This is a genomic window from Aminipila sp., from assembly GCF_032051575.1.
Classification (GTDB): domain Bacteria; phylum Bacillota; class Clostridia; order Peptostreptococcales; family Anaerovoracaceae; genus Aminipila.
In genome coordinates this window covers 116,651-129,755 of the sequence record NZ_DAMBYD010000009.1, presented here as the reverse complement: position 1 = coordinate 129,755, position 13,105 = coordinate 116,651, and the positions used below count along the sequence as shown (strand labels likewise).

General features: G+C 36.0%; 13 protein-coding genes. 8 read left to right on the top strand and 5 right to left on the bottom strand.

Annotated features, from left to right (window positions below; translation table 11 throughout):
- Positions 1-33: 33 nt before the first annotated feature.
- Together RTW14_RS13375 and RTW14_RS13370 are read right to left on the bottom strand one after the other, a co-directional pair.
- Positions 34-1,740 carry a C69 family dipeptidase gene (locus RTW14_RS13375; RefSeq protein WP_312652217.1) on the bottom strand — a complete coding sequence of 569 codons (1,707 nt, stop codon included), beginning with the start codon at positions 1,738-1,740 and terminating at the stop codon, positions 34-36.
- Positions 1,741-1,964: 224 nt separating this feature from the next.
- Positions 1,965-2,750, bottom strand: coding sequence for a YlmH family RNA-binding protein (locus RTW14_RS13370; RefSeq protein WP_312652215.1), 786 nt, complete (start codon positions 2,748-2,750; stop codon positions 1,965-1,967).
- Positions 2,751-2,873: 123 nt separating this feature from the next.
- On the opposite strand from RTW14_RS13370, the gene RTW14_RS13365 reads away from it, so the two are divergent.
- Entirely contained in the window at positions 2,874-3,128 is a 255-nt protein-coding gene (locus RTW14_RS13365; protein ID WP_312652213.1) for a TIGR03905 family TSCPD domain-containing protein, read from the top strand.
- On the opposite strand, the gene RTW14_RS13360 is transcribed toward RTW14_RS13365, so the two are convergent.
- Positions 3,104-4,423, bottom strand: coding sequence for a D-serine ammonia-lyase (locus RTW14_RS13360; protein ID WP_312652211.1), 1,320 nt, complete (start codon positions 4,421-4,423; stop codon positions 3,104-3,106). The genes RTW14_RS13365 and RTW14_RS13360 overlap by 25 nt on opposite strands.
- A gap of 87 nt (positions 4,424-4,510) precedes the next feature.
- On the opposite strand from RTW14_RS13360, the gene RTW14_RS13355 reads away from it, so the two are divergent.
- The 5 genes from RTW14_RS13355 (at position 4,511) to RTW14_RS13335 (ending at position 8,208) form a co-directional block, all read left to right on the top strand.
- Entirely contained in the window at positions 4,511-5,683 is a 1,173-nt protein-coding gene (locus tag RTW14_RS13355; protein WP_312652209.1) for a cation diffusion facilitator family transporter, read from the top strand.
- 131 nt (positions 5,684-5,814) lie between these two features.
- On the top strand, positions 5,815-5,946 hold the full coding sequence (locus RTW14_RS13350) for a rubredoxin (protein WP_312652207.1): 132 nt from the start codon (positions 5,815-5,817) through the stop codon (positions 5,944-5,946).
- Positions 5,946-7,055, top strand: coding sequence for an FprA family A-type flavoprotein (locus tag RTW14_RS13345; RefSeq protein WP_312652205.1), 1,110 nt, complete (start codon positions 5,946-5,948; stop codon positions 7,053-7,055). Before RTW14_RS13350 ends, RTW14_RS13345 begins: the two co-directional genes overlap by 1 nt.
- A 273-nt stretch (positions 7,056-7,328) precedes the next feature.
- The gene (locus RTW14_RS13340; RefSeq protein WP_312652204.1) at positions 7,329-7,733 is read left to right on the top strand and encodes a hypothetical protein; all 405 of its coding nucleotides are present in this window, start codon (positions 7,329-7,331) and stop codon (positions 7,731-7,733) included.
- 19 nt (positions 7,734-7,752) lie between these two features.
- On the top strand, positions 7,753-8,208 hold the full coding sequence (locus RTW14_RS13335; RefSeq protein ID WP_312652201.1) for a hypothetical protein: 456 nt from the start codon (positions 7,753-7,755) through the stop codon (positions 8,206-8,208).
- Positions 8,209-8,285: 77 nt separating this feature from the next.
- Here RTW14_RS13335 and RTW14_RS13330 read toward each other — a convergent pair whose 3' ends face one another.
- Positions 8,286-9,569 (bottom strand): L-cysteine desulfidase family protein, encoded by a 1,284-nt coding sequence (locus RTW14_RS13330; protein WP_312652199.1) that lies wholly within the window; start codon positions 9,567-9,569, stop codon positions 8,286-8,288.
- Between the two features lie 174 nt (positions 9,570-9,743).
- On the opposite strand from RTW14_RS13330, the gene RTW14_RS13325 reads away from it, so the two are divergent.
- Entirely contained in the window at positions 9,744-10,373 is a 630-nt protein-coding gene (locus RTW14_RS13325) for a GntR family transcriptional regulator (RefSeq protein ID WP_312652197.1), read from the top strand.
- A gap of 12 nt (positions 10,374-10,385) precedes the next feature.
- On the top strand, positions 10,386-11,219 hold the full coding sequence (locus tag RTW14_RS13320) for a deoxyribonuclease IV (RefSeq protein ID WP_312652194.1): 834 nt from the start codon (positions 10,386-10,388) through the stop codon (positions 11,217-11,219).
- A 38-nt stretch (positions 11,220-11,257) separates the two neighbouring features.
- Here RTW14_RS13320 and RTW14_RS13315 read toward each other — a convergent pair whose 3' ends face one another.
- The gene (locus RTW14_RS13315; protein ID WP_312652192.1) at positions 11,258-12,781 is read right to left on the bottom strand and encodes a coiled-coil domain-containing protein; all 1,524 of its coding nucleotides are present in this window, start codon (positions 12,779-12,781) and stop codon (positions 11,258-11,260) included.
- Positions 12,782-13,105: the final 324 nt, after the last annotated feature.

Below are 13,105 nucleotides of genomic sequence, written 5' to 3'. Positions count from 1 at the left end.
ATTTTTTTCATATTATTACAAAGTTTTTAATGATTAAAAGGTCATTGCTAAATCCAAAGGAATATAAGTAGTTCCCTTTTCTTCCAATGGAGCAAATGATAATTTAACTTCTGTTGCCTTTCCACCCTTAGTAACTGTGCAAGTGTCCTTGCCAACAGTAAAGCTATAAGAGGAAGAACCGTTTGTTAAAACAATTGGATTGTTAGTTCCAGTCCATTTTACAGTATAGCCCTTGGCAGTTGCTGCATCACGAATTGAAATCTCTGGAACAAAAGGTCCACCAAGCTTTGCAGCTGTGCGTCCAAACCGATCCATCATAAAGAATAATAAGTTATCGTATAAGTGATCTGCATCCTTACAAGCTTTTTCAGCAATCTGCATATGTAAATCTGTTACGTACTTCTTTGCCTTTGCAGGATCCTCAGCATATAACTTTATCATCTTTTGTTCTGCAATCTTCATATCGTTATAAAGATCTTCTTCATAGAAGTTCCAGTAATCCTTTACACCTTGACCATAGAAGCTTCTGTTCTGCTCTGCTAAAGTACAGATTCTCTTAAATTTCCAATATGCACCTGCTGGATTGTAATCTTCTCCGTCCACTTTGTAAGCTGAATAGGTATCCGTAATGCCGCTAAAGTTTGGAAGGAATACGGAATGTTCTGAGTTACCAAAAGCTAGCCACTGTAATGCAGAAATTTCCTTAGGATAATTATCCTTAATCTGGATTACATGAATTTGTGACTGACGTTCAACTCCAATTACTCTTAAACCTTCATTTCCTGGCAGGGAAGCATCAAATTTAGTTCCTTCATATCTGTTACGAAGTACATCCATAACTTCTAAAGCAGATACTTTCTTTGCTGAATCATAGAACAATGGATACATTGTATCTGTTTTGTATTCTCCAACGGTTGCTGGTGCAAGAAGTTTATGTCCCATCCATGTACGCATGTTTGAATAGTCTTCTCTTGGTTCAGCAAAAGTTGCTGCCAAATGAACCTTTCCATCTACCAGCTTAGTCCATTTATTTGCATCCGCTGTTTTAAATAAGTCTTTCTGATACATAAAGTTTTCTGTATCAGCAGGATCAACAGTCCCAATCATAAACTGATTTCCAAATACAGCCACCTTATTTGTAGGCATTTTCTGAGCAGCCCATAAGTGTCCACTGTAAACTTCAAAAATCCAAGCTTCCTTCTGGTCAGCAAGCATAATAACATTGCCTTCCTCAGAACCATACTTTTCAATAATACTGGCAAGTTTTTCTACGCCTTCTTTTGCAGTTTTACAAGTGGAGGCAACAATGCCTGTAAGAACAGCTTCTCTAAGGCTGCCTTCAACAAAAGGATCCACCTTTTCAACTTCAGGTCTTGGGGAAGCAGAAACTGTAGCCGATATACTTAGACCGTATTCATTTGTACAAGCTCCCATATAAGGACCGTCTCCTGCACCAGAAGTATCAGGAACCATTGTGTACTTATAAGTAGTTGCCGGTAATGGATATGAAAATCCCTGTACGTCATCTAAAGTACGACCCGGTACATTTTCTACTCGGTCTACAACAAGAAACATTTTGTTGTAAGCTCCTGTTCCCTGGTCTTCACTTCTTGCAATAATTGTACTGCCGTCATTACTTACGTCTTTACCCACGTATACTGCTGTACATGCAAACGCACTAGTTGTGCCAAGTAGTAGTGTTACTACCATAGCAAAGGCTAAAACTCTAAGTTTCCTCATTTTTTCTCTCCTCTTCTTGTCGTCAAAAAAAATAATAATAATAACGAGTAAGGAACTGTTTGTGACTTCTCCTTATAAATATTATTTTACAATATAAGTAAAAATGAGTCAAAGTATTCCAAATAAAATTCAAAATTATATGAAAAAAAGAGCAATTCTGTATATTTTCTTGCTCTTTATAAATAAAAACCACTGCTTAAATAGCAGTGGTCTGTGTTATCACTTTACTTCATTATCATAAGGGTAATAAAAATACGATCCTTTCTAGTACTCCCTCCAATTTCTTTTAATATAACTTTGCCTTTTCCTCTTAAAACCAGTTTATCTCCTTGGTTTACAAGTTTTTCAGGTTTTTCAACCTGCAAATTATTCACAAAGACGATTCCACCTTTTATTGCCTCTGCCGCATTGCTTCTGGAGGTTCCAAAAGCGGATGCCACAACATTATCTAGCCTTAAAGACGCAACTGTATCACTTTTTTCTACCACACGCCCCTCTGGAATAGCTATATGCTCTATATCCGCAACGGTGAGCTCCAAATACGTCCGCCCTGCTTTCCCGTAATTTATCAAAATAAATTCAGCCATTTCTCGAAGCACGAGAACATCGGCACCTTCTTTATCAACAAGAATATCCCCTATGGCCTCTCTTTTTATACCCATTGCCGTTAAAGATCCTAAGTAATCCCTATGTGATAAGTCTTTATACCCATTATGTTTTGCCCTTATTAAGGTTAAGGGGTTATCTTCTTTATTCTTTAAAAAATATTCATGCAGATCTTCTTCTGTTTCGGCTTCAATATATTCTGGTATAAAAATGGTAATCCTCCGCTCAGCATCTGGGTATCCCCCATAGAAAAACCCTTTCACCTCAGCATTATTCCTTAACAATTTTCTGCAAAGTGTCTGCTGTCTCATATCTAAGAACCCTGTATTTGTTATCATGTAATTTTCTTGGCACTGCATGATCTTGTCCTCTGCAATTGCCACAATCAATTTGTCCTCGTTCATAATCTCCTCACCTAAGTTGCTTTCTAAAACTTGTTTAGATACTTTTTCTTGTGGTATAATAATTTCTGATGGACTTTTTAAAAGCATCGAAACGTATTATATATAATGAAAGGAAGTAATACTATGGAATATAACTTTAATCCTCGTGGCGTATGCGCTCAAAGCCTGTCTTTTGAAATTGAAGATAACAAGATCAAAAATGTGAACTTTCACGGTGGCTGCAACGGCAACCTAAAGGGTATTGCCACTCTTGTGGAAGGTATGCCAATTGATCAGGTAAGAGATAAATTGTCTGGTATTAAATGCGGGCACAAAACTACATCATGTCCTGACCAATTAGCTCAGGCGCTTAATCAAATTTTAGAAGCTAAAGAATAATAGTGCTTCATTTCATCTTCAGGAACCATACTTCCGCCGGTCGCCCACAATATGTGAGTGGCCGTTTTTATTTTATCATGCAACCCATATAGTTCTAAGTAGTCTTCATTTTGCATAACTCTTGCAATAGTATCGAAGGTTGCACAAGCAGATGGTTCTATATAAATTCCCTCTGCATCTGCTAAAGCCTTTAAATAATTATAAAGCTTATAATCGTCTATTGTCGATATACCATCCAATAATGTTTCCAACGCTTTTCCAACAAGTCTAGAGGCCCTACCTACTGCAAGTCCATCCGCAGCAGTTTTCCCATCAAGTCCTATATTCTCTACACAAATTCCATCGTGTAGGCCTGTGGACATACCTAATACCATACATGGTGCATGGGTAGGTTCTGCAAAGAAGCAATGTACATTTTCTCCAAATACTTTCTTTATTCCATAGGCAACTCCTCCCGGAGCTCCACCTACACCACAAGGAATATATACAAATAGTGGATGTGCATAATCCACCGTTACATTCAATTCTGCTAACTGTTTTTCTAATCTTTTTCCAACAGTTGCGTATCCAAGAAATAAATCTAAAGATCCTTCATCATCTACAAAATGACACATTGGGTTGCCCTCTGCCTCTTTTCTTCCTTCTGCCACAGCCTTTTGATAACTGTCAGGATATTCAATAACCGTTGCTCCCCTTGAGCGAAGTAAATCCTTTTTCCATTGCCTTGCATCGGCAGACATATGAACGGTCACATCAAAACCAAGCTGAGCACTCATAATTCCTATGGATAAACCCAGATTTCCTGTAGAACCTACCGCCACACTATATTTGCTAAACAGTTGTTTAAACTTATCTTCTGCTAATATTTCATAATTGTGGTTTTTGGTAAGCATTCCAGCTTCAAAAGCTACATCCTCTGCAAACTTTAAAACCTCATGGATACCTCCACGTGCCTTAATAGAACCCGATACCGGTAAATGGCTGTCACACTTTAAAAGTAATCGTCCTTCATGTGTATAACCAAGCATATCAGATAAAACCTTCTGCATATTGGGAATTTCTTTAAGGGGTGATTCTATAATTCCACCACTTTTTTCTGTTTCTGGAAAAACCTTTTTTATGTATGGTGCAAATCGTTGTAGTCGTTCTTCTGCTTCATCGATTTCTTTTTGAGTAATGTCTTTATCAAAAGTATTTTCCATCCCTTTGGGATTTATCCAAAGAGTTTCTTTTGCATCCGCTAATGCCTGCACAGTTTCATTATATTTCCCTAGTTCTTTTAACTTGTTTAACATTGCAACCTCCCAAAATTTAGCATACAATAAAATAGTGTATTTACCCTTAGTTTTGCACATATTATATCATAGTATAGGGAGATTGAAATGGGTACATTTTTGTTTAAATTTTTTATAAAAGATTTTCAAAACACAAAAGATCCTATCGTAAGAGATCAATATGGCAAGCTGGCCGGGGTTGTTGGTATTATTTCCAATGTGATTCTATGTGCCATGAAAGTACTGATTGGAATTTTTACAAACAGCATTGCAATAATAGCAGATGGAATTAATAACTTAGCAGATGCTTCTTCTTCCATTATCACCTTGATTGGTTTCAAACTTGCGGCAATGCCCGAAGACCAAGACCATCCTTATGGACATGCCCGAATTGAATACCTTACAGGGCTTCTTATTTCTGCTGTAATTATTGCCCTTGGTTTTCAACTAATAAAAACTTCTTTTGATAAGGTTTTACATCCTGACCTTATGCAGTTTAGTTACATTACCATAGTAATTTTAGCTATTTCTATTGCCGTTAAAATCTGGCAGGCACGATTTAACCGTTCTGCGGGCAAAAAAATTAACTCTGTAGCCTTAATGGCAACAGCCACAGACAGCCGAAATGATGTTATTTCTACCAGTGCTGTTTTAATCAGCATCATCATCGGTAAACTTACAAACCTCCAACTGGACGGTATCATGGGCTGCTTCGTAGCCTTATTTATTATTTGGTCTGGTATCCAGCTTATTCGTGAAACCTCAAGCCCTTTACTTGGGGAAGCTCCTGACCCTGCGCTTGTTACCGCAATACTAGAAGGGGCTGAATCTTATGAGGGAGTTATTGGTACGCATGATTTAATGGTTCACAATTATGGTCCTGGCAGAATTTTTGCTTCTATACATATTGAGGTGGATTCTGAACGAGATATTATGGAAAGTCATGATATGATAGATAACATAGAAAGAACTTTAAACCAAAGTCTTAAAATCAATTTAACTGCGCACATGGACCCAGTAAAACTTAATGACCCCCTTACTGCTGAACTTCGTTCCATTTTAAAAGAAACCATTGCTCCTTTAGATGGAGTCCTGGGAATACATGATTTGCGAATAATTCCAGGATCAACTCACACAAATATTATTTTTGATGTTGTTCTGTCCTCGGAATGTAAACTAAAACAATCAGCGGTGCAGGCTATAATCAATGAGAAAATTAAAGAAATAAATAAAAATTATTTTGTATCCATTACCTTTGATAAGGCATATACAAAACCTTAGCGTTACTTCTTTGTTTAATTTTTACCATAATTGTGTATAAATAAAATAGACATGCAACATAAGGTGAGGTATAATCAAGGCAAAATTATAATAGTTTTATAAGCTAAATAAAAAGAAAGGAACTGAGTGATATGAAAAAATATGTATGCGAAATTTGTGGTTACGAATATGATGGAGAAACTCCATTTGAAGAACTTCCAGATGATTATGAATGTCCCATTTGCGGTGTAGGTAAAGACCAGTTTGAGGAGCAGGAAGCATAATGAAAATTACTGACAATGTATACAGCGTAGGAGTTGTGGACAAGGATGTAAGAATATTTCATGGTTATTATACTCCTATCGGGACTACTTATAACTCTTTCTTAGTTCTTGATGAAAAGATTACGTTAATTGATTTTGTAAAACAAACATTTACCGATGAGTTTTTAAAAAATATTGAACAGGTTCTTCAGGGAAGAACCATTGACTATATCATCTGTAATCACGTTGAACCAGATCATAGTGGGGCTTTACCTAAAGTGATGGAAAGATATCCTAAGGCCATGGTTTATGGAACTGCAAACTGTGAAAAGGGTTTAAAGGCCTATTATCCAACTGAAAAGTATGACTTCACAGTTGTAAAACTGGGGGATACTTTAAATACAGGTAAGTATAATTTTAAATTTATACCTATGCCTATGGTTCATTGGCCTGACAGCATGTCTACTTATTTGGAGGAAGAAAAAATATTATTTTCAAATGATGCTTTTGGACAACATACTGGTACCGGTGAGATTTTTGATACAGAGAATGGCCTAGATAAGCTGATTGACAGGGCCGCTGACTACTATGCAAATATTGTTTTGCCCTTTGGCATGCAAGTTGGAAAACTTATTGCATCTGTCTCACCTCTTGATATTAAAACAGTTTGTCCCTCTCACGGAGTTATCATAACAAAGTATCTTCCTGAAATCCTTCAGAAATATATTTTTTGGAGCCAAAATCAAACAGATGATAAAAAGGTTTTAATTGTATATGATACCATGTGGGGTACAACGAAAAAACTTGCAGAACAGCTTAATGAAGAATACAAAACAAAAGGGTTTGACGTGGAACTCATAAACCTTTCAGAAGATCACTATTCACACGCCATGTCAAGAACATTGGAGGCCAAATATATTTTTGTAGGTTCCCCTACTTTAAATAACACCATGCTGCCTTCAGTCATTGCTTTTCTCACCTATATGAAAGGTCTGAAGCCTAAGGGGAGAATTGGCAAAGCCTTTGGTTCCTACGGCTGGAGTGGAGAATCTATTTCTCAAATCAATGATATCTTATTATCTTGCGGTTTTGAGACAGAAGAACCTTTAAAAGTGATGTGGAATATTTAAGCAAAATTAAAATGCTTTCAACTGATATTTAAATGTCGGCTGGAAGCATTTTTTGTTTTAATTTTTATAATAAAGAAGAACAAAAATTATTTTTTAGAATAATATGAAAAAGTATGGAGCCTCGCTTCATATCTCAATCAATTTCCCTTTAAAAATTGATTTCTATGCAAGTAAAATTTTTTTTAAATGAATATGACTATAAGAGATTATGTCTATGTAAAAAAAACTAATCCATGTATACTATGGATTATATATCTTGGGAGGATTTTAATAATGGCAAATGCTATAAGTTATGAATTATTTACTGCAAAACAAGGCGCAGCTAATGGGATTGCTTCACTTGATGCTACAGGTTCAGTTCCCGTTGCACAGTTACCTGCCGGAGATGCCAATGGAGTAGCTTCACTAGATATAAACAGTAAGATTCCAGTTGCCCAGCTACCTGACGTGGCTATTGACAGTTATAAAGGTGTATTTGCTGATTCTGCTGCATTAATTGCCGCATATCCTACAGCAGAAATATCTGACTATGCTTATGTAACAGCTACAACTTCTTATTGGTACTGGAATGCTGCATTAGGAACACCTGCGTGGGTAAACCAGCAAATCACAGAAGCTGCCTATACTGCATTGACAACCGCAGAAAAAGCAGGAGTGCCTTATATTGTAATTGCTTAAACTATGAATGGGAGGAACTATGAGCGGAGCAATAAGTTATGAACTGTTTAGTGCACGAGTCGGCAGCACCAGCAGCGGATTTACTCCAGAAGGCGGAATTTATGAAACCTTTGTCAATAACACAGGCACTAGCGTAAAAGGTACTATTGTTATTGCATCTACTACGACTAATAATGCTGTTGATATTGCACCTACAGGTTCCACAATGCCAATCGGAGTTATCTATGAAAACGCGGTTCCTAATGGCTCGCCTGTAAAGGTTGTAGTTTATGGTAAGGCGGAAGTTCTTCTGGAAGACAGTCAAGATGCTACTGTTGGTTATTGGTGTAGTGTAAGTACTACAGATTCTGGCAAAATGTCTCAACAAATTTCTGAACCAACTGACACGAATCATAATCGTGAAATTGGTCACAGTCTTCAGTCTGTAACTGGTGGTACTGACGTGTTGGCATTAATACAATTGCATTTCAATTAAGCAATCTGCTATGTATAAACGGGCTCCTGGTTCATATACCTCTGTATGTTAACCAGGAGTCCTTATTTTAAGCTAATTTAACACTCATCACCAATCATCAAATGGAGAATCTCCGTATCCGTTTCTCTCATACCATCTCGGCCAATATAGCCTATATTTTCAATCGTTTTCTCTATATCGTCTGTAACAATTCCTTCACCGCTTTGAAACTTTCTTTTCTGAGTGGTCATACTATGTGCCATAATTGCTGCATCCAGTGCAGATGCAATTTTTGCAGCGCATGAGGCCTTTGCTCCATCGCATAAAATGCCGCCAACATTACCCACTGTATTGATGATTGTGGAGGAAATATCTTCAAAAGAGCCTCCATGTAAATATGTTATGGCAGCACCACTGCCACAAGCCGCGCTTACGGCACCGCAAAACGCGGACAGCTTTCCAATGTATTTTTTGATATGTATGGAAATCAAATTGCTGATAATCAATGCACGATACATTCTTTCTTCACTAACACCTAGTTCTTTTGCATATTCTACTACAGGGACTGTGACTGTAATCCCCTGATTTCCGCTGCCGGAATTAATGACTACGGGCATTGAACTTCCCGCCATACGAGCATCAGAACCTGCCGCTGCTTTTGCTTTTGCTCTGTTCTTTATATCATTGCCATAAGACTCCAACAAGGTTTTTCCTACAGAAGCACCATATTCATTAGCTAGACCCTCTTCTGCAATAGCGGTGTTCACACAAACCTGATAATCCAGCATATCTCTTACATCATCTATCTTTACTATATCAGCAAAATCAATGATGTTTTTTACGTTAAGAAGCTTTTTCTTTTCCTCTAGTTCTGTGCTGATTTCTGCAGAATTCTTTTCAAATAGGATGTCTGCATCTTTTTTTATTAAAACAATATTTGTATGACTATCCTTTACTATAACTTGAGCACTATGTTCCCGGCAAGTAACCACGATATCAATATATAAGTTACTTTCTCCATCTTGAAGCATACACTTGCAAAAGTTTTCCTGCACAAGTATCTTTGTTTTTTCTAAATCAGATTTAGTAACATGATTTAGCACCTCCAGCTTATGGTCTGTCGCACACTCTCCTGCTATAGCTCCTAAAATAGCTGCTGCTTCTATTCCTCGAAGCCCGCCTGAATTGGGTACAACTACACCTTTTACATTTTTTATTATGTTCCCACTGCATTTTATGCTCATGTGCTCTGGGAAATCCCCCAATGTCTCTGCCGCCTTTGCCGCTGCATAGGCAATCGCTCCAGGCTCTGTACACCCTAGAGCTGGAACTAATTCACTTTTTAGAATTTCAATAAAGGCAGTATACATTTCTTTATTCATATCTTTTTACCTCCATTAACTTCCTGTTTTATGGGTTAATTTACTTATTAATTTCTCACCTTATTACTAATAATATCAGAGATATTATTATACGTCAACTATGCAAATCCCTTGAATTTCTTTCGGCTCTCTGCTATGATTAAGTAATCAAATTAAAGAAAATTAGGAGAAATTATGTCTAAAAACACTAGTTTAAAAGGGATGATATATAACGAAGTATTCCAAAGCATTATCAAAGGGAAATATGCTGCAAATGACATAATCAGTGAAAAAATGCTTGTGGAAAAATATCAGGTTAGCAAGTCACCTGTCCGTGAAGCCTTGGTAGAACTTTGTAATGAAGGTATTCTCAGAAGCATGCCGCGCTACGGTTATGCAGTAGTCCAGTTGACTAGAAATGATATAGAGAACATTTTAAAATACCGTGTCATACTAGAAGGTGGTTCCCTGCGTGACTGTATACACAACATTACTGAAACACAACTTGTAATGCTGGAAGAAATCGATACAGCCTGTGCCGCACATGAATGTTCCTGCGATTTCTTTACCCACTGGGAGCATAACATGGAATTTCATCTAAAATTAATTTCTTTTTGTGGTAATGAGTTTTCATACAATATGTTGAAGAAATCCCTAGATACTTTAACTCGTGCCTATGCACAGTTTTACTGGAACAAGTGGAATAATATAGAAATACCTACAGATACTAAATACCATGTGAAAATTATAGATTGCTTAAGAAAAAATGATTTAGAAGGTGCTATTCATTTTTTAAAGGAAGATATAAGCGATTTTGGAATATAAGGAGGCACAAACATGCTTAACATAGGATGCCACTTGTCTGCTTCAAAGGGATTTGAAAATATGGGAAAGATTGCACTTTCCATTGGTGCGAATACTTTCCAGTTTTTTACAAGAAATCCCAGAGGTGGTAAGGCTAAAGAAATAGATGAGAAAGATGTAGAAGCTTTTTTATCCCTTGCAGAAGAAAATAATTTTGCAAAATTAGTAGCTCACGCTCCATATACAGTTAATCCTTGCTCTAAAGATACGAAAACCCGTGAATTCGCCCGTATGATTATGGAAGACGATTTAAAAAGAATGGAATATATTCCTGGAAACTATTATAATTTTCATCCAGGCAGCCATGTGGGACAGGGAATTGACACGGGCATTGAAATCATTGCAGAATTACTAAATGACATAATAAAACCAGAGCAATCAACCATCGTTCTGCTGGAAACTATGTCTGGCAAGGGAAGCGAAGTAGGCAGCAGATTTGAAGAATTAAAAACTTTAATTGACAGAGTTGAATTAAAAGATAAGATTGGTGTTTGCATGGATACCTGCCATATTAATGATGCAGGTTATGATATAGTAAATAATCTTGACGGAGTTTTGTCAGACTTCGACCAAATCATCGGGCTTGATAAATTATATGCGATGCATATAAACGACAGTTTAAATCCTCTTTCTGCACACAAGGACAGACATGCAAAAATAGGTGAAGGCCACATAGGACATGAGGGAATTTGTAAGGTTATAAACCATCCTAAATTGTGTCACCTGCCCTTTATTTTAGAAACACCAAATGAACTAGATGGATATGAAAAAGAAATAGCAATGCTTCGCAGCAGCTGGCATTGCTAAGCATATTAAGAAAGAGCGGAACTCTACCGCTCTTTCTTCTACCCTTTTAATAAACGTTCAACAATCGATTTATTTTTCTCATATTCAAGTTCTTTCTTTAATTGATTGTTCTCTTCAATTAAGCTCTCTATTTGCTGTTTTATCCCTGTATTTTCTTGTTTTATTACTCGATTTTCTTCTTTATATTCGTTTAATTTATTTTGAATACTCAATATCGTTTTTTTACCCTCCACCGACTGCCGTTCACTTTCTTCTAGGTCATTTTTCATTTTCTGCTGTAATTCCATAAACACATCACAGTTTTCATCAGACTTCTTTTTTTGTTCTAAGAGTTGAGTAATTTTTTCTTTATAATCATCAATAAATTTTTGCTTCTTCTGCATTTGAATTCTTAAAGATGCCATTGTCTTTTTTAATTGTTTATTTTCTGATTTATCCCGATATAATTGTATTTTCAAATTTTGAAGTGCATCTACTTTTTCCGGTACATTTATTTGCTTTACACGGTCTTGATTTTCTTCAACCTGATTAGCCTGGTATTTTACTGTTTTCTGTGTTTTTACTACAAATTGACTTGGAAAAAATAAATTTAACCCAGATTGACCCACTCCATAAACTTCTCTTTCTTTAATAGCTAATTGTTTGTCGCAAGCTATATAAAAATGATACCTCTCAACTTTATCATCATTACCCTTGTTAACGTTGATAGGTTTGCTCCAATTTATGCCATCGAATACTGAATAGGCTATTTTATTTTCTTCCAGCCAGCAGGAATATAATTTATTATTTAGTTCAAATAAAAGAGGTTCTCTCAGTTCCATTTTACTTTCACAAATTCTGAACTCCTGAATAGCCCCGCCCACCTTTACATGTACATGTTCCAGGTAATAGGTAGAACCTTCTCGGTACTTGTTTAATATATGCATATTCTGCTGATCATTCAGCATATCAAAATCGATGTCATCTCCCTGAATACTATAAAGCCTTTTTTCAACAGTCCATCTATGTTTTTTATATCTGCTATAATTTAAAGAAATTTCTTCACCTTCATCTGTTATAAAAAGCATATCAATATTATTCATCTTGTCTACTTTTACTATATAATTTTCCTTTACTTTAGGGGTCAAAATAATATCCAATAACTTGGGATCTTTAACTTCTTTACCATCCCATACACTGTGTATTAATACTCCGCGATTACTATCACTGGTTTCTACTAGTAGATAGAAGATATGCATCTCACTGCCAATAATGTTGATTTTTAAATCATGTATTTCAAATTCATCACTATCCATTAGGTAGACTGTTTTTCCAATCCACTGGTTATCCTTCAATGTACAGTATTTTATTTCTCCTTTTGTATTGCTGTATATAATATGTATCTTCCCATCTTCTTCTACATAAACAGCAAAACCCAGGATGTTTTTATCAATGGTACTTTCCTTGGTCCATTTCCCTTCTCCATACATAATGCTATAGCACAACTCTTTATTGTCATTTTGTGAAAACTTCCATATATTATTTGTATAATCAACATATATCCAAGAATATAAACCACGCATAATCTCTATCACCCCTTCGTTCAATTATATTCTTATGAAAGCTGATTATTCTCTTTTAGTAATCCATAGACCACTTTTTCATTCCATTTCATATAACATATGCGGTTTCTTGCAGAGTAATATTTACTCTAGAATAAAAAATTTTTTTTATTCTATTTTTATATTGTCACCTCTTTTTTATTATTACATATGATGGAGTATAACAAAAATCTCTGTAGAGATGAATCAGGGTAAGACCCCTAAGTACATGAGGAACTGCGAAAAATATTTAAAATACAGTGCTCTTGTATTTTAAAATTATATAAAATCATAACCTTTTAATAA

Coding starts and splice junctions, on each gene's coding strand:
- RTW14_RS13375 (WP_312652217.1), bottom strand. CDS start 1,740: ATGAGGAAACTTAGAGTTTTAGCCTTTGCTATGGTAGTAACACTACTA.
- RTW14_RS13370 (WP_312652215.1), bottom strand. CDS start 2,750: ATGAACGAGGACAAATTGATTGTGGCAATTGCAGAGGACAAGATCATG.
- RTW14_RS13365 (WP_312652213.1), top strand. CDS start 2,874: ATGGAATATAACTTTAATCCTCGTGGCGTATGCGCTCAAAGCCTGTCT.
- RTW14_RS13360 (WP_312652211.1), bottom strand. CDS start 4,423: ATGTTAAACAAGTTAAAAGAACTAGGGAAATATAATGAAACTGTGCAG.
- RTW14_RS13355 (WP_312652209.1), top strand. CDS start 4,511: ATGGGTACATTTTTGTTTAAATTTTTTATAAAAGATTTTCAAAACACA.
- RTW14_RS13350 (WP_312652207.1), top strand. CDS start 5,815: ATGAAAAAATATGTATGCGAAATTTGTGGTTACGAATATGATGGAGAA.
- RTW14_RS13345 (WP_312652205.1), top strand. CDS start 5,946: ATGAAAATTACTGACAATGTATACAGCGTAGGAGTTGTGGACAAGGAT.
- RTW14_RS13340 (WP_312652204.1), top strand. CDS start 7,329: ATGGCAAATGCTATAAGTTATGAATTATTTACTGCAAAACAAGGCGCA.
- RTW14_RS13335 (WP_312652201.1), top strand. CDS start 7,753: ATGAGCGGAGCAATAAGTTATGAACTGTTTAGTGCACGAGTCGGCAGC.
- RTW14_RS13330 (WP_312652199.1), bottom strand. CDS start 9,569: ATGAATAAAGAAATGTATACTGCCTTTATTGAAATTCTAAAAAGTGAA.
- RTW14_RS13325 (WP_312652197.1), top strand. CDS start 9,744: ATGTCTAAAAACACTAGTTTAAAAGGGATGATATATAACGAAGTATTC.
- RTW14_RS13320 (WP_312652194.1), top strand. CDS start 10,386: ATGCTTAACATAGGATGCCACTTGTCTGCTTCAAAGGGATTTGAAAAT.
- RTW14_RS13315 (WP_312652192.1), bottom strand. CDS start 12,781: ATGCGTGGTTTATATTCTTGGATATATGTTGATTATACAAATAATATA.